The organism is Shewanella putrefaciens, assembly GCF_016406305.1.
Lineage (GTDB): Bacteria > Pseudomonadota > Gammaproteobacteria > Enterobacterales > Shewanellaceae > Shewanella > Shewanella putrefaciens_C.
In genome coordinates, this window is the sequence record NZ_CP066369.1 from 4,456,482 (window position 1) to 4,472,642 (window position 16,161).

Sequence of the window (16,161 nt, forward strand, 5' to 3'; positions counted from 1 at the left end):
CATAGCAGTGTTACTTGGCGGCTTAAGTTGGCAAGCGTTCGCCGACTCAGTTTTACTCAAAAATGGTGATAGGATCACGGGAGTGATTAAAAGCTTCGATGACGAAAATTTAGTGATTAAACCCAGTTATGCTCCAAAAATCTCCATCAATCGCAACGCCATCCTAAGCTTTGAGACCTCAGAAAATCGCCACTGGAGTGTCAATCGAACCCTGCAAAATATTAACATTCAATCCTCTGGCTTAGAGGGTTTTGTGATGATCAACAATCAACAAACGCCCATCAGTGAATTGATGTTTTCAGATATTCAAAGTGAATCGGATTGGCGCTTTAGCGGCAGTGTGGAAGCCGCGATAGATGTTAGCAATAACACTAAGGATACCCAAAAGCTCCACGCCAAAGGCGATATCACCGCCGAAACCTTGCAGTGGCGGCATAACTTTAAAAGCGAATGGCGTTATGAAACCGAAGGGGATGTCACCAAGCGTAATACCATCGAGGGACACTACAACCTAGACTATTTGATCAGTGAGCATTGGTTATTGCGCCAAGAGGATTTTTTTCAGGAAGATAGGCTTGGTTACCATATCCGCAATTATTATGCCGCCTTAGGTCCTGGTTATCGCTTTTGGGGTATTGGTCGCGACAAGCTAGATTTTGTTGTCACCTACAATCATTTTTGGCTTGATAGCCAAATATTTACCTATCAACTCAATGCTTGGGCCGCCACACTCAACTATAAACAGTATTGGTTTGGAGGCGATTTAGAAACCTATGCCGATCTGCAAATCGCCTTTCCCGATATCCCTACGGTTGATTACATCTCAAACTCAACCCTAGGGCTTAAGTACCTACTTACCGAGTATCTTTATCTCTCATTTAAATATGACTTCAATGAAACTGAATCAGCCAATGGCAATACAAAGGACAATAGCTACACCCTAGGATTAGGGGTTAATTTTTAATCTTCAATTAACGCTATTTGGTTACCAGTTTACAGGTCATTTCTGGCGTGTCGTAGCCCCAAACTACTTTTGCCTCACCTTGGTGCTCCCATAGACTCTCATTTCTGCCCTGATACTTTGTGCCACTGCCACTGGGTTGTACAAACATCAGCGAGGTTTGATCGCCGCGTTCGGCAATCAGGGTAGCGGGCTCGGTTTTAAAATAACTGACCACCACTTCGTTAGCGGGATTACCATCGCAGGCATAGATCACCGGGCCCGTCATCTCGACTAGCCGATACTGTGCTTGCAATTCTGCAATTCGAGTTTGGTAACTAGACTCGACACAGGTACGTTTATCGTCACTTTTCCAGCATTCGTTGCGGCCTTTCACCCAGCCTCGCTGCATGGCTTTTAATACTGGAGGTTGTTCATTTTTAGCTTTATCAGTCGCTTGACTATAAACCTCGGCCAACTGCTGATCTAATTTGATCAATCCCGCATCCTGACAGACCATATCCTCAATACTACCAGCCTGCACTTTGCCACAGTCAAAGGAAGGCTTTTCTGCAGCCATAGCAGGAATACTCAAGGCCATGGCTAAAAAACCCACTACTCCTGTGGTTTGCGTATTGATTATCTTAGTTAACTTCATACTCTTGGTTCCTTTATATCAACGACCAATCGCTATCAATTGCCATAGCTAACGCCATCTCGGCTTAACCTAAGCTGACTTAAGCAAAATACGCTTATCGAATTGGCAAAAATTAGCACTAATCCACAAATACCACTCAATACCAACCCCACAATCAAGCGGTGTTTAGCAAACTCGAATAAGTGTAGTGCACCTTATGGGTTATCCCAGAGTGTCCACTGAACGGACAATTGCACGGACACTTTTAGACTAATGTGCGGACACATTTGAGCTCGCCAGGCGGACACTATTTTTATCGCAATGATAAATAAGGATTATTTTGTTGGCATAGACTCTGCTTATACAGGCGAGTTAATCACAAATACTTATTCATACAAGGAAGCATTATGAACACACGCACTAAAGTATTCGGCGGTTTATTTATCCTCGCGCTGATCCCCTGTGGGATTTGGGCCGCACAACAGATAAGCTCTCAGTCATCTACCGAAACCAATATTTCGATCAATAGTCGTAATTATCCTGACTTTTCGTGGATTTATGTACGCCAAGATGGCGAGCTGACTATAGGCGCGGGTGAGAGCCAAGATTGGAATAAACTCAAAGGCCAAAAGAATCCTTATCAAACGGATTATCTTTGGGTTAAGACCGCCGGAAACCGTTATGTGGTTACTGACCCAGCCCTTGTGAATCAAGTGAAAGAGGCAGTGCGCCCAATGCAGCTGCAAGGTGAAAAAATGCAGCGCTTGGGTGAGCAAATGCAGGTAAAGGGTGATGCCATCAGTGCCGAAACCAACAAGCTCTTAGTCAATCTCGCCTCGGGTGAAAAAGATACCGAGGTTAACGAACAAATTGAAAGCTTAGGCGAGTCGATGGAAGTGATGGGTGAAGAGATGGAACAACTCGGCGATGAGCACCAAAAGTTAGTCAATGTGGCCGAGAAACAGGTTTATGAGCTGGTACAAAACGCGATAAAAAATGGCACCGCCGTATTGGCACCTTAAGCCATTTTTAGCACTTAAAGAGGAAATTATCGGCTCCCCCAGTGATAGAGATTGAATTTCCTAGTGAAATTGACTATTTTCACGCCGCTTGTCACTTCACTAGGAAAAGGATCAACATGGAACAAGTTATTACCACAGGGAACGACAACCCTATTCAGCTGACGGATATTGTCTATTCGAAGGAAAAGTCACTGTTCACCCTGTTAGCCATTATTTCAGGACTCGTCTGGGCAGGATTGATCATAGGCACCTTAGGTGTCGCACTGATTTACGTGTTGGCGTTTTTCATTATCTATCTCTTTAGCCATTCCGCCTTTATCAGTTACTTAAAAGGCACAGCTGTTGAAATCAATGCAGAGCAATTCCCTGATTTACATAAACAATATTTAGCCTGCTGCGAACGTTTAGCAATAAAAGAACCGCCACGCGCTTACCTACTCGCCGCCGACGGCATGCTTAATGCGTTAGCCACCCGCTTCCTCGGCCGCCACTATATAGTGCTGTACTCATCGATTGTGGACGCACTTGAGTCAGATAAAGATGCGCTCAATTTCTATATTGGCCATGAGTTAGGCCACATTCGCCGCAATCATATAGGTAAAGCCCCCTTGTTAGTGTTTGCCACTTGGTTACCCCTAGTGGGCGCAGCCTATTCCCGCGCCTGTGAATACACCTGCGATCTCCACGGGCTGCGCTGCTGTAACAGTTTGCGTTCGGCCACTAATGCCGTTGCCGTACTGACGGCCGGGGTTGAGCAGTGGAAACGTATGAATGTGGACCAATATATTCGCCAAACCCAAGAATCAAGCGGATTTTGGATGTCATTGCACGAGCTTAATGGCAGCTATCCATGGTTAACTAAACGTATGGCAAGGGTGCAAGCCAAAGCGCAAGGTAAAGATTATGCGGCGCCTTCTCGCAGTGCTTGGGCTTATGTTTTCAGCCTGTTTATGCCACGCATGGGCACTGCGGGTGGCGGTATTATTATCCTCGCGGCCATTATCGGTATCGCCGCTGCGATTGCGATTCCCGCCTATAAGGACTACCAAGAAAAAATGGGCGCAGGGGTAAGTTATGAGGCGCCAGCTGATCAAACTCAGGCTTTAACGTTGACCGTTCCCGACACCGATGCTGCGGTTAAGCATATAGATCAGTTACATCTATCATTAACGCCAATTACAGATACTTTAACGGCCTACTACCAAGCCCATAAAGCCTGGCCGACAGAATTGGAAGTCCTAGGGCTCACGGATGCGCAACTGACCACCTTCAATCTCTACACCGATGGCATAGTCGGGTTTGTGGGCGGCGAAACCCTAGGGGATTACCAAGACTATGAGGTGTATCTGTCGCCCCAAGTCGACGAGCAAGACAATGTCACTTGGGTGTGTAGCAGTAACGGCATTCCCGACGAATATTTACCCGCCGATTGCCAAGGCTAAGATCAAAAAGCGCTGCAAATGCAGCGCTTTTCATTAATCGTGGTTAAGTTATTTGCATAACCACTATCAACGCTGGATCAGATAGCGAATCGTTGGGCCATTTTGCTCAATCTCTAACACCTTGTAGCCATGATTTTTGGCATCAAGGGGAATGTTATTGATTGACTGTGGGCAGTCGCTGATCACTTCTAATATCTGCCCCGGTTTCAACGTTGGCATGGCCTCAAGGGTCGCAACGGCGGGATAAGGGCAAGGCTCGCCTACCATATCGAGTTGATAATCTGGAATATATTGACTCATTACGCCGCCTCCGCGATCAGTTGTTCATCCCGCTTCGCCTTACGGGCAAAGAAACGTTTTTCCCACAGCAACATGGCCACAAAGGATAATGCCAGCAGCAAATAGGTCACCAATAAACCGCCCTTATCGCCAAAGCTGGTGAGCAGATTTACCTTGTCCCAATTAGTCGCTAATGGCTGGGCTATATCATCCCAGTAATAGGCCAACAGTGTTGAGCCAAGTACATTACCTAAACCGACCCACCAGAAATGCACTTGCCCTTCGACGGCGCGGTACATCCAACCTGTCTCACAACCACCCGCCAGCACAATGCCAAAACCAAACAGCAGGCCACCGATCACCGCATTCGGGCCAGCCCACATGATTTTGGGCGGCACGCCCAACTGCACATAGCTATAAATCCCAATAGCACTCACCGCCATGCCGAGAATAATCGCCTTAGCCATATGGGTGCGGCCGGTGATCCACATATCGCGAAATGCCGAGGTAAAGCAGATTTGTGCCCGCTCGATTAAAAGACCAAAGCCCACGCCACAGAGCATAGCAATACCCAGCTTAGGCGCATTGAACATGGTCAATAACCCCCAGCCGATAATCGCCGCAAACACTAACATGCCGATGCGAAACCGCCTTCTCGCTTGATTCTCATCCTGCTTAACCGAAGTCGCCTTATCGACTTTCTTCAATTTCACCGGAATACGGAACATGGGCAGTAGCGTAAAACGCGCGCCAAAGTACGACCCCGCCGCCGTCGCGAGGGCAAAAAACCAAGCATGTAAGGAAAACTGCGGAATACCAGTAAAGAAAGCCGCTAAGTTACAGCCCATCGCTAGGCGAGCGCCAAAGCCGGCAATAATGCCGCCAATTAACGCCTGAGCGATGCGGATACGGCTCTGTGGCATACGCAATTTGACGTTATTCGCCCACAGCGCCGCCGCAATACAGCCCCCAAACATGCCGATGATCATCATGCCGTCGATACGGTCTAAGGGAGAGCCCTGCAAACCTATCACCTTGAAATAACCCCAGGTTTCAGGATTTGCGCCCATCAATTGCAGCAAATGCCCACCCCAGCGAGTAAATTCCCCGGTGACGGCCCAGAAGGTGCCAGTTAAGCCAAAGTAGTAAGTAGAAAGGATACCGGCGGCGATTACCGCAGGCATTGGTGCCCAAAAACGGACCAGATATTGTTGTTTAAATTGTTGCCATGTCATGTCATTACCCTAATGAACGAGACTATAAAAAAATAAGCGCGAAGCACCTATAACCTGTGTACCACAGAGGTTGAGATTGAGGTTGACGCCTTACGGCACAATATCAGCCTCGAGTGGCGGCACGCTTAGATTGCTTTCGCTAAACAGGCACGGTTCTGTCCCACAAGCCGATAGCCGTGGGTATAGAGCGTCGCTCTGCCATTGCGGCAAAAACCGATAAGCGTGATATTGCTTTTCTCTGCTAATTCCAACGCCAGTGAAGTCACGGCGGACATAGCAAACAGAATTTGGATATTGGCACTGGCGGCCTTTTGCACCATTTCAAAGCTAGCGCGGCTGGTGAGCAGCACGGCCAGTGGGCGCTTAGCATGGCGCATCGAAAATGCGCCGATCAATTTATCCAGTGCAATGTGCCGGCCTATATCTTCATAGGCGGCGATGATTTGTCCTTCTTGGTCTAAACCTATGGCGGCATGGGTCGCGCCCGAGAGCTTAAAATGATGTTGATTATCTTTAATCTGTCCAAGGGCGAGTTGTAGGTGATCGATATTAAATCTGGCGTCCGAGTCCACGCGGATCACAGGCTTTACCGCTTCTTCAAGTTGAGCGACACCACAGAGACCGCAGCCAGTACGCCCCGCCATATTGCGGCGCTGCTGCTTGAGTTCCATAAAACACCTTTGGGTGATCTCCACTTGAATGAGTACACCTTCCGGGGTGAATTCAAGCTCCACCCCTTTGATTTCATTCACATGGGAAACAATTCGCTCGGACAAGGTAAAACCAATAGCAAACTCTTCAAGGTTCTCTGGGCTGGCTAACATCACAGTGTGGGCAATGCCGTTGTAAACCAGCGCCACTCGCACCTCATTGGCTAAATAATCCGTGAGTTCCGATGCCTGTCCCTGCTCTAAAAGGGTCACCTGTTTTTCTGTGACTACTGTGTGTGAATGATATTCCATAGCGACCCTCAAAACTCATAAATTCAAATAAAAACAATTAGTTTGCTTGCAAAATACGACTCAAGTCACAAACCGATTAATGAAATGCAAATACGCTTGATTCATGTTTACGCATTTTCTACTATCGCTTGGTCTTCTATTGGAAGAACGTCGTCTCCGGTGAGGCGTCCGGATTTCAAATCCGGGTAGGGCTGCCAGCAGTCCTGGGTAGGTTCGACTCCTATGTTCTTCCGCCAATTCTCGTGGGAATAAAACAGTTCCCCATCCCGAATTTCCCGACTGTTACTGCGATACTTCCTACGGGTAAAACCACTGCGATCAAAAAACTCCAGCAATTGAATGCTGACCTTACGCCCTAGGCCAATCATGTCCTTAAACTCTGCGGTTTCGAGCTTGCCGTGGGTGTCCACATGCTCACGCACCAAATTGGCGTAGTGGCACAGCTGCTCGCTCAGCAAATATCTGTCCTTCACCACAGCGGTAATAAAGCCCTGCTGCACCAGTTGAAAACACAGCAATCTGAGTTTGGTGGGCTCAAGATCCAGATATTCCCCCATCTCAGTCACCCACACGGGGGACGTTTGCAGCGCCAGCCAAGGCGCTAGGCGTTGCCAACATTGCTGCGCCTCGCTATCGAGGACTATTCTGTGGTCGGCCAACTGTAACAAGGCACCGCGTAGCACCATCCGCCCCTCTTGGCAGAGACTGTCGAGCACTTTGTTGGCTAACTCGTTAGGCAATACACTGTGGCTCATGCGTTGCAGACGATTACGCCCAAGCCCCAATTGGTCTGGGTGCTGTTGGTGATACTCACTTAACAGCTCAATAAATTGCTGTTTTTCTTTCTCAAGTAGCTGGGTCCCCATCCCATAGTCACCAATTCGAGTAAGCCCCGCCTGCGCCAACATGGCGGCAAGCCCTTCATCGGTTAACTGCCAGCGCCAACGGATTTCATCAATACTCTGCGCCTCACTCTGGCCGAGTAGTGCCAGCACATTCACGGGATTAGTAAACTGAGCCAGCTGTTGCAATTTACTGACACGCTCAGGCGTGCGCTTCTTACGATTGGGGACTTTTAAGGCCAGCACCCGCCCTGCACCTAGGGTTTGCTTACCGCCAATATGCCTAATTACTATGGGGTCGTCCTGGCACAACAGCAGCGGTTTATCGAGCACAATTTCCGCCAGATAACGCCCCCGTTCATCGACCTCATCGAGCAGCGAAATCCGCCCTAGGGTATGGTCGGCGCCATGGTGACAGTGGACATTTTGCCAATGGCTGATGGGTTCAAAACTGCGGATTTGTACTACGGGCCGAACGCATAATTCAGCTTGTGGCAGGCTGCTTAACCAATCGCCGCGGGCGGGCGCCCTGTGGTTATCAACACCGGTCAGATTCAAGGCGACCCGAGTGCCACTGAGTGCTCTATGGGCTTCCATTCCTTGGCAATGAATACCACGAACCCGCAATTTCGCCTTTTGCCCTGAGCTGTAGAGGCTGTCGCCAACACAGACGCTGCCGCTAATCACGGTCCCCGTAACCACACAACCCGCACCTTTGACGCTAAAGGCGCGATCGAGCGTCATCCGAAAACTGCTGGCATCTTCCGCTTGATTCGATTGCTGTTCGGCGAGGTCTAAAATGTGCTGTTTGAGGGCGTAAATCCCCGCATCGTCAACATCATTAGCACAGACCTCAAACACGCCGCTGGCCTCGATACCGAATTCTGCCAGTAGCGCCATACCATCGAAGGCCACCTTAGCGGCACTGTGGTCGTCGACCACATCCCGCTTGGTCAGCACTAAGGTCAAACTATTTAGCGGTAAAAGGGCGAGAATTTGCAGATGTTCGCGGGTTTGCGGCATCACGCCGTCGTCACAGGCCAACACCAGCAGCGCGTGGCGCACATGGCTTACACCCACCAGCATGTTATTGATAAATTTTTCATGGCCGGGCACATCGATAAAGGCTAGCCGCGAGCCATCTTTAAGCGGCATAAAGGCGTAGCCGAGATCGATAGTCATGCCACGGCGTTTTTCTTCGGGGAGCCTGTCGGTATTCATGCCCGTTAAGGCACGGATCAGCGTGCTCTTACCGTGGTCGACATGACCCGCGGTCACCATAATCATAGCTGCACACCTAAGGTGCTGAGTTCGGCCAATAATTCGGCCTCATCATCTATGCCACGCAGATCGAGACGAAGTTGATCTTGAGTCATGCGGCCAATCACAGGGCGCTGCGCCTGCTTAAAATGCTGCTCGAGCAAAGTTAAACTGCCGCCATCTTGGGCGTTAAAGCACAGGGCGATTGAGGGTAAAAAGGTATCCGGCTGCGAGCCGCTGCCGACTTGGGTCTGACACTCGATTAACTCAAGGCCATAGCAAGGGGCAAACCGCGGCGCTAAGGCCTGCTGCAAACGCTCACCAATCTGGCGTAACTCAGCTTGGCTGCGGGCAAACTTGGCCATGATCGGCAATTCTTTGTCTAAGGTTTCAGGATTGAGGTAATGGATCAGCGTCGCCTCGAGCGCCGCTAGAATCAGTTTGTCGCAGCGCAATGCACGCTTTAACGGATGGCTTTGGAGTTTGTTGATCAGCGCCTGTTTACCAACAATCAAGCCCGATTGCGGGCCGCCGAGGAGTTTATCACCGGAGAAACTGACCAGATCGACACCATCCGCCAACATAGCTTGGGGCGTTGGCTCTTGTTTAAGGCCGAAACGACGTAAATCCGTGAGTGAACCACTGCCAAGATCCGAGATGAGTGCAACCCCACGCTCGCGGCAGAGTTGGCCTAATCTGGCCTCATCCACCGACGCAGTAAAACCACTGATATGGTAGTTGCTGGTGTGCACCTTCATGATGGCGGCGGTATTTTCCGTTATCGCCTGCTCATAGTCCTTAAGGTGCGTACGATTAGTGCTGCCGACTTCAACTAGCGTGCAGCCCGCTTGGCGCATAATATCAGGAATGCGAAAGGCGCCGCCAATTTCCACCAGCTCACCGCGGGAGACGATGACTTCTTTACCCGCCGCCACCGCCGACAACATCAGCAACACAGCGGCGGCGTTGTTATTCACTATGCAGCAGGCCTCAGCCCCCGTCAGGCGCTGGATTAACGCACTGATCGCATTATCTCTGTGACCACGTTCGCCCGCCGCCAACTCAAATTCCAGCGGCGTGGGATAACGCATTACAGAAGTAACCGCACGAATAGCCGCCTCAGACTGTTGGGCGCGACCCAAGTTGGTATGCAGAATCGTGCCCGTCAAATTCCAGACGGGTTTTAGACTATGGCTATAGTCCTTAGACAATTGATCAACCAAATATCCGTTCAGTAGCGACGGGTTAGCACACCAAGCGGGTAAACGGCGCTCCGCAGCAATCAGCTCACGGGCCGTGCGCAACTGGCTATCCAGTGCCGTCTTTACCGCCGCTTTGCCATAGTTTTGCAGCAGGGGCGCCAACATAGCATCGGCCAGCAGGCTGTCCATCGATGGCAGTGCGCGGTACAGGGCTTGTGGTGTGTCGGGTACTTGGGTCATCATTTGTATCATCTTGATTTATAAAATGGGAAGGACTCAGCGAGCCCTTCCCGGCTTTGCTTATTGCTTGGTTTCATGGGCCAGCAGCAGAGGGTTGACCGTAGTCGCCCCAAAGCCCTTGGCATTGAGCTCACTGTCGAGCATCAAGGTCGCTAAATCGTCGGCCGCCACATCCATAGAAGGTGACTTTTCGATGAACAGCATCTTGGTATAACCATGGCATTCATCACAGCTCTCGATGCGCACCTGCGCCTTAGTATCATCGAATGACCACAGTGTCGTCCCTTTATCCTGACCACAGCAGGTGCAATGGGCGCGAATGTAATGCCATTCGCTCTCGCACAAACTGCAATGCAGATAACGCAGACCCGCCCTCGGCTGGTCGACGATCACGCTCGCCACGGGATGACTACCGCAAATCGGACACAGGTTCTGCTGTGCTACTTTGCGTTGATCAATCCGTTTGATCACCATAGGCGCCCAATGGGACCAATAGACCCCCATCGCTGCCCAGATAAACAAACTAAAGCGCGCGGGCACGTCACTCACCCGCCCTTGGCGTAACGCACTCCCCCACAGACTTAGCTGCTCTGGGGATTGCTGCATCAGCAACCGCAGCACTCGAGCCAGATCTTCATCCACCTGCGGCAGCAGATTGCTTAACAGCTGTTGCAGCAATCCTTGCCAATAGCTATCTGCCTCTGAGCCCAACTGGGAAAGCGGAGTCGCCTCATCTTTCCCCCAAGCGAGAAGCTGACCGAAGTCAGCCTCCGCCGCCAAGCTGGCCTGAATAGCAACCAGACGACGGCATAGCTCAAAGTAGTCGGCCAGCGGCGAGTCCTTAGCCAACGACAGCAAACGCTGCGCCCGTCTGTGGTACACAGCTACGGGGTCCACCGCCTTTAAGGTTTTTAGCTCCAGCGGCGATTCGCTGCCGGGGACCATAGGTATCTCGGCTGTATGACTCATTAATGTTTCTCCACGTCCGAATGTTTATCCAACATCAGCGGATGATGTTTACGGCACCATGCCTTAGAGACCTTGCCGTAAAGCATGCCTGTAATAGACCCTTCCACCCAGGTCGCCATCCAAAAGTGCACCATCACAAACATCAGCATGATCAAGGCACTAATGGCGTGCAGCACTATCGCCCAGCCCACCACAGTGGCGGAGAAGTACGGCGCAAAGTAGGGTTGCCACATGATGAATCCCGTCACGGTTAAAGTGATAGAAGTCAGCACGAAGGCGCGGAACAGCACTTTTTGACCAGGGTTGTAATGGCCGATAGGCGGGATTTTTTCCTCGTTCTCGAACATCACATCCTTGATGGCGAGCATCCAAGCCAGATCGTGTTTTTCCCATTTGTTGTGGTGGTAATAACGCACCAACATCAACATCAGTGGTAAACACATCAACAGGCCGGCAATCGGATGAATAAACTTCGCCAATTGCGGTGTGCCCGCTATCGCACCCAACCATTGGAAGGAGGGATAGAAGAAGGAAAAGCCAGTCAGAAACGTGACTAAGCCCACGGCCACAATGAACCAATGACAGATGCGGTCGAACAGCTTGTGACGCACTACCATTTCTTGCTTGTTATGCTCGCTCATTTCTTGGCCTCCTCTTCCTGCTTAACCTCTTCCTCAGGCGGTTGATAGCCCGGTTGGTCCTCTTCCACTATGTTCCGACCGACGGTGATCTTATGCAGGCAAGCCACAGCCGCCGTAGCCAGAAGTCCGACTGTACCCAGTGGTTTCACCCAGTCCTGCCACAGGGTGACAGATAATGGGATCTGAGGATTGGTAGGCATGTTGTAGGTTTCAGGCTGAGTGACATCGTGCAATATCATCAGCATGCCTGTGCCACCGACACCCTCTGGGTTATAGAGTCCCGCCTTAGGGAAACCACGTTCTTTCAGCTCGTTAACACGCTTTTCGGCAGAGAACAGCATGTCTTCGCGCGTGCCAAAACGCAGCGCACCCGTGGTACAGGACTTAACGCAGGAAGGCTCCAGACCAACAGCCAAGCGGTCAGAACACATAGTGCACTTGTAGGCCTTGTTGTCGACGGCGCTGATTTTCGGGATGTCGAATGGACATGCACTGGCACAATAACCACAGCCAATACATTTGTCCGAATCGAAATCCACTGTGCCATTAGCATGCTGAATAATAGCGCCAGAGGTAGAACAGGCCTTCAAACAGGCAGGATCCGCACAGTGCATACATGCACTGTGGGTAAACTGCCAGCGCAATTTGCCTTGGTCTTCGATCTCGTTGAACTTCATCAAGGTCCAGCACTCTGGAGACAGAGATGCTGGGTTTTGATAAGTCCCTTGGAACGAACCCACCTCTTCACGCAGGTCATTCCATTCTGAGCAAGCCACCTGACATGCTTTACAACCATTACACTTAGTCGCGTCAAACAACTTCGCAATTTGCTTTACACCACCCACTCTCGCCTGTGCGGGAGGCGTGGCTTGCGAAGTGCCGGAACGTTGAATGATATCTTGAGTCGCCATTATCAGACCTCCGCCTTCTCAACATTCACGAGGAACGCTTTGTACTCAGGAACACCCGTGTTGGCATCTCCCATCTCAGTGGTAAGGACGTTACAGCTATAGGCCTTACGTGTGAGAGCGTTATGGCTACCGTGACGAGGAATGCCCAGCGTGTGTACCGTTTGTCCATTGACCTGCAGTGGGCGCATACGCTTAGTCACCAAGGCTTTGGTCAGAATGTGGCCACGTTTCGAGCTCACTTTCACCCAATCACCATTCTTGATGCCTTTTTCTGCCGCCAATTGCTCATTCATTTCGACAAAGGTCTCTGGCATGGCAATCGCCGCTAAATGGCAATGTGTCGTCCAGAAGTTAAAGTGTTCTGTGAGTGAGTAAGTGGTACAGGCGTAGGGATATTCCTCTTTAGTACCTATGGTGTCTTTCACGCCTTCGAACCAACGCAGCACAGGGCTGTGCACCACATTGGGATGCAGAGGGTTGGTACCGATGGGCGACTCAACCGGCTCGTAATGTTCTGGGAACGGCCCTTCCTTAAGCAGTTTGAGCGCGAAGAAACGACCTACGCCTTCAGCCTGCATAATGAAAGGATGTGCACTTTCCAGTGGAGTCAACTTGGCATTGAAGTCGGGCACATCTATCCCTTCCCACTTGCCGTCTTTCCATTCAACAATCTTACGGTGCTCATCCCAAGGTTTACCGTTCACATCACAGGATGCACGGTTGTAGAGGACGCGGCGGTTAAGAGGCCATGCGAAGGCCCAGCCCGGCGTGATACCTTTACCCGATGGATCATGGTTATCGCGGCGAGCCATTTGGTTACCGGCTTCGGTCCAAGAACCCGCGTAAATCCAACAGGCACTCGCGGTAGTACCATCGGCCTTCAATTCAGCAAAACTGCTGATCTGACGCTTGGTAGCAACATCGTAACCATTCAACTCTTTCGTCAGTTCGATAGCGCTTGGGTTGTGCGGATCGGTATAGTTCCAGTTAATCGCTTCAATCGGCTCAGGCAGTTTGCCGCCCTCTTCGCGATATAACTTTCTCAGCTCCAGCAGCAAGCCAGACACAATCTCTGAATCTGACATCGCCTCGCCTGGTGGGTTAGCGCCTTTATAGTGCCATTGCATCCAGCGACCAGAGTTAACGATTGAACCTTCTTCCTCTGCAAACACGGTCGCAGGTAGACGGAATACTTCGGTTTGAATATTGGCGGTATCGACCTCGTTAAAACCGGGTTCGTTTTGCCAGAAGGTTGCCGTTTCCGTTGACAAGTTATCAAGCACCACGAGGAACTTAAGGTTACTCAGCGCTTTGATGTTCTTGTTTCGGTTAGGCATTGAGTTAATCGCATTAACCCCTTGCACAATACAACCGTTCACTTTGCCACGGTACATCATGTCCAGATGCTTACCGAAGTCATACATCTGATCCCACTTAGGCAACCACTGATAACCGAATTCGTTTTCAGGTGTCGCCTTTTCGCCCCAGAAGGCTTTGAGCAGGGACACATAAAACTTCGGATAGTTTTGCCAGTAGTTGGTTTGACCTGGGCGCAATGGCTTAGGTGTGTTCGCCGCCAAGTGAGCTGCTAAGGTAGGTTCTTTATCGTTTGGCAGTTTTAGGTAACCGGGTAAACTTTGGGCCAATAGCCCCATGTCGGTTGAGCCTTGAACGTTGGCGTGACCGCGCAATGCGTTAACACCACCGCCTAACTGACCTATGTTGCCCAGTAATAACTGGATCATCGCCATAGAACGGATGTTCTGTGCACCTTTACTATGGTGGGTCCAGCCCAGCGCATACATAAAAGTCGCCACGCGATCTTTAGTATGAGTGCTCGCAATGGCATCACATACCACTTGGTAATCTTCTGTTGGCGTACCAGTGATATTACTTACCGTTGCAAAATCATAACGTTCTACGTGTTGTTTGAGTAAGTTCCACACACAACGTGGGTGCTCAAGTGTTTCATCCACTTTGGCATAGCCATCTTCGTCGAGTTGGTAGAACCAGGATTCTTTGTTGTATTCGCCTTTGGCTTCATCAAAGCCTGAGAATAGGCCGTCATGGAAGTCAAAATCATCCCGTACCAAATAACTGGCGTTGGTATAGGCTTTCACATAATCGAAGTTAACTTGATTGGTCGAAATCAAATAGCGAATCACACCCAGAAGGAATGCTATGTCAGTTCCTGAGCGGATTGGGGCATAGTGATCTGCCAATGACGCACTGCGGTTGAAACGTGGGTCAACCACAATCAACTTAGCATTGTTATGCTGCATAGCTTCCGTAACCCAGCCGAATCCGACAGGGTGAGCTTCTGCGGCATTACCGCCCATAATAATCACTACGTTAGAATTTTTGATATCGATCCAGTGGTTGGTCATGGCACCACGTCCAAATGTCGGAGCAAGACTTGCTACCGTTGGAGAGTGTCAGTTACGTGCAATAGTATCGATAGCCACTAGGCCTAAAGCGCGAGCAAATTTTTGTGTTGCTAAGCCGCTCTCATTGGCCATACCGGATGACGTCATCATACCTGTGGTTAACCAACGGTTAACCGTCACGCCATCGGCGTTCTTTTCAATCAGGTTCGCATCACGGTCATCTTTCATCAAACGTGCAATACGCTTAAAGGCATCTTGCCAGCTGATCCGTTCCCATTTGTTACTTCCTGGAGCGCGATATTCTGGATACTGTAAACGATGTGGACTGTTAACATAATCCACAAGGCCTACACCCTTAGAGCACAATGCACCTCGGTTTACTGGATGATCGGCATCACCCTCTATATGGAAAATAGCATGTTCAGAGTTTTTACCCCCGCTGCCTTGGCTGTACATCAGCAGGCCACAACCGACCGAGCAATACGGACAGTTGTTACGGGTTTCTTTTGCTCCGATCAGCTTAAACTCTCGCACTGCTGCATAGGCCTTTTCGGACATCAATCCCAGCGCTGAAATCGCTGAGGTTGCTGCTCCGGCCGCACACAGTTTAAAAAACTGGCGTCTGTTCATAGCGTTCTCTCACACTTTTGTCGTTATGAGTTAGATGATTGCAGTGGTAAAGCTGCAACCGATTGAGCGGGTCAAATCAAAGACCACACTTAAGCTAGGATTATCCTCAAAGGGCAAATAGATAACAAATAATGACACGAGATCTAGATCTCAAACAGACAATCAAAAAATTAAATCACCATATAATTAAAATTTACAGAGTTTATATCTAAAAATATCAAAAAAATGCATATAAAAAGAATTAAACACCAAAATAACCGAAAAGACATTTTGTCCAATCATGCTGGCGCATTTTGTCTCACAAAATAGGGTTGTGGTTATAAAAAAGACGAAATTAACGACAAAGGTTATAAAAGATTCACCTAAAGCGTTAAAAATCAAAGGTTATAGATGGATAGACGTCCACAAAAACTGACATTGTAAAGAAATAAGGAAAATGTCTTAAATTGAAGGTGTAAAACGCACCTAAAGTACAAAGCTAAAAACCACAGCGTCGTGGAAAACCCATAAAAAAAGGCACAGATAATAGATCTGTGCCTAATTTTTTACCCTAAACACCCCA

12 protein-coding genes, 1 tRNA gene and 1 pseudogene are annotated in these 16,161 nt (G+C 49.6%); 4 read left to right on the plus strand and 10 right to left on the minus strand.

What is annotated here, in order from left to right; translation table 11 throughout:
• Window positions 1-82: 82 nt before the first annotated feature.
• The gene (locus JFT56_RS19325) at window positions 83-964 is read left to right on the plus strand and encodes a DUF481 domain-containing protein (RefSeq protein WP_233095550.1); all 882 of its coding nucleotides are present in this window, start codon (window positions 83-85) and stop codon (window positions 962-964) included.
• A 13-nt stretch (window positions 965-977) separates the two neighbouring features.
• Here JFT56_RS19325 and JFT56_RS19330 read toward each other — a convergent pair whose 3' ends face one another.
• Window positions 978-1,541 carry an MliC family protein gene (locus JFT56_RS19330; RefSeq protein ID WP_420136033.1) on the minus strand — a complete coding sequence of 188 codons (564 nt, stop codon included), beginning with the start codon at window positions 1,539-1,541 and terminating at the stop codon, window positions 978-980.
• Window positions 1,542-1,984: 443 nt separating this feature from the next.
• Here JFT56_RS19330 and JFT56_RS19335 point away from each other — a divergent pair, with 443 nt between their 5' ends.
• The gene (locus tag JFT56_RS19335; protein WP_198781581.1) at window positions 1,985-2,599 is read left to right on the plus strand and encodes a hypothetical protein; all 615 of its coding nucleotides are present in this window, start codon (window positions 1,985-1,987) and stop codon (window positions 2,597-2,599) included.
• Between the two features lie 116 nt (window positions 2,600-2,715).
• Window positions 2,716-4,041, plus strand: coding sequence for a M48 family metallopeptidase (locus JFT56_RS19340; RefSeq protein WP_198781582.1), 1,326 nt, complete (start codon window positions 2,716-2,718; stop codon window positions 4,039-4,041).
• A gap of 66 nt (window positions 4,042-4,107) precedes the next feature.
• Here the strand turns inward: JFT56_RS19340 and yedF are convergent, their stop codons facing one another.
• From yedF to fdhD, 3 genes are all read right to left on the minus strand, one after another.
• Window positions 4,108-4,341: a sulfurtransferase-like selenium metabolism protein YedF gene (yedF, locus tag JFT56_RS19345; protein ID WP_198781583.1), complete on the minus strand. Its 234-nt coding sequence runs from the start codon at window positions 4,339-4,341 to the stop codon at window positions 4,108-4,110.
• Complete coding sequence (gene yedE / locus JFT56_RS19350; protein ID WP_198781584.1) at window positions 4,341-5,555, minus strand: selenium metabolism membrane protein YedE/FdhT; 1,215 nt, start codon at window positions 5,553-5,555, stop codon at window positions 4,341-4,343. Before yedE ends, yedF begins: the two co-directional genes overlap by 1 nt.
• Window positions 5,556-5,680: 125 nt before the next feature.
• Window positions 5,681-6,517 carry a formate dehydrogenase accessory sulfurtransferase FdhD gene (gene fdhD / locus JFT56_RS19355; protein WP_198781585.1) on the minus strand — a complete coding sequence of 279 codons (837 nt, stop codon included), beginning with the start codon at window positions 6,515-6,517 and terminating at the stop codon, window positions 5,681-5,683.
• A 141-nt stretch (window positions 6,518-6,658) separates the two neighbouring features.
• Here fdhD and JFT56_RS19360 point away from each other — a divergent pair.
• A tRNA-Sec gene (locus tag JFT56_RS19360) sits at window positions 6,659-6,753 on the plus strand.
• A gap of 93 nt (window positions 6,754-6,846) precedes the next feature.
• Here the strand turns inward: JFT56_RS19360 and selB are convergent.
• From selB to fdnG, 6 genes and pseudogenes are all read right to left on the minus strand, one after another.
• Window positions 6,847-8,646 (minus strand): annotated as a pseudogene (gene selB / locus JFT56_RS20130) (selenocysteine-specific translation elongation factor); the annotation flags it as partial.
• Window positions 8,643-10,064: an L-seryl-tRNA(Sec) selenium transferase gene (gene selA / locus JFT56_RS19370; protein ID WP_198781586.1), complete on the minus strand. Its 1,422-nt coding sequence runs from the start codon at window positions 10,062-10,064 to the stop codon at window positions 8,643-8,645. The gene selA and the pseudogene selB, both read right to left, overlap by 4 nt.
• Before the next feature lie 57 nt (window positions 10,065-10,121).
• Window positions 10,122-11,030: a formate dehydrogenase accessory protein FdhE gene (gene fdhE, locus JFT56_RS19375; RefSeq protein ID WP_198781587.1), complete on the minus strand. Its 909-nt coding sequence runs from the start codon at window positions 11,028-11,030 to the stop codon at window positions 10,122-10,124.
• Window positions 11,030-11,671 carry a formate dehydrogenase subunit gamma gene (locus JFT56_RS19380; protein WP_198781588.1) on the minus strand — a complete coding sequence of 214 codons (642 nt, stop codon included), beginning with the start codon at window positions 11,669-11,671 and terminating at the stop codon, window positions 11,030-11,032. Before JFT56_RS19380 ends, fdhE begins: the two co-directional genes overlap by 1 nt.
• On the minus strand, window positions 11,668-12,582 hold the full coding sequence (gene fdxH / locus JFT56_RS19385; RefSeq protein ID WP_269819995.1) for a formate dehydrogenase subunit beta: 915 nt from the start codon (window positions 12,580-12,582) through the stop codon (window positions 11,668-11,670). Before fdxH ends, JFT56_RS19380 begins: the two co-directional genes overlap by 4 nt.
• A 2-nt stretch (window positions 12,583-12,584) precedes the next feature.
• Window positions 12,585-15,599 (minus strand): formate dehydrogenase-N subunit alpha, encoded by a 3,015-nt coding sequence (fdnG, locus tag JFT56_RS19390; RefSeq protein ID WP_198781590.1) that lies wholly within the window; start codon window positions 15,597-15,599, stop codon window positions 12,585-12,587.
• Window positions 15,600-16,161: the final 562 nt, after the last annotated feature.

Excerpts from the sequence above, each read along its gene's own strand:
- JFT56_RS19330 (WP_420136033.1), bottom strand. The coding sequence starts at position 1,541 with ATGGCCTTGAGTATTCCTGCTATGGCTGCAGAAAAGCCTTCCTTTGAC.
- JFT56_RS19335 (WP_198781581.1), top strand. The coding sequence starts at position 1,985 with ATGAACACACGCACTAAAGTATTCGGCGGTTTATTTATCCTCGCGCTG.
- JFT56_RS19340 (WP_198781582.1), top strand. The coding sequence starts at position 2,716 with ATGGAACAAGTTATTACCACAGGGAACGACAACCCTATTCAGCTGACG.
- yedF (WP_198781583.1), bottom strand. The coding sequence starts at position 4,341 with ATGAGTCAATATATTCCAGATTATCAACTCGATATGGTAGGCGAGCCT.
- yedE (WP_198781584.1), bottom strand. The coding sequence starts at position 5,555 with ATGACATGGCAACAATTTAAACAACAATATCTGGTCCGTTTTTGGGCA.
- fdhD (WP_198781585.1), bottom strand. The coding sequence starts at position 6,517 with ATGGAATATCATTCACACACAGTAGTCACAGAAAAACAGGTGACCCTT.
- selA (WP_198781586.1), bottom strand. The coding sequence starts at position 10,064 with ATGATGACCCAAGTACCCGACACACCACAAGCCCTGTACCGCGCACTG.
- fdhE (WP_198781587.1), bottom strand. The coding sequence starts at position 11,030 with ATGAGTCATACAGCCGAGATACCTATGGTCCCCGGCAGCGAATCGCCG.
- JFT56_RS19380 (WP_198781588.1), bottom strand. The coding sequence starts at position 11,671 with ATGAGCGAGCATAACAAGCAAGAAATGGTAGTGCGTCACAAGCTGTTC.
- fdxH (WP_269819995.1), bottom strand. The coding sequence starts at position 12,582 with ATGGCGACTCAAGATATCATTCAACGTTCCGGCACTTCGCAAGCCACG.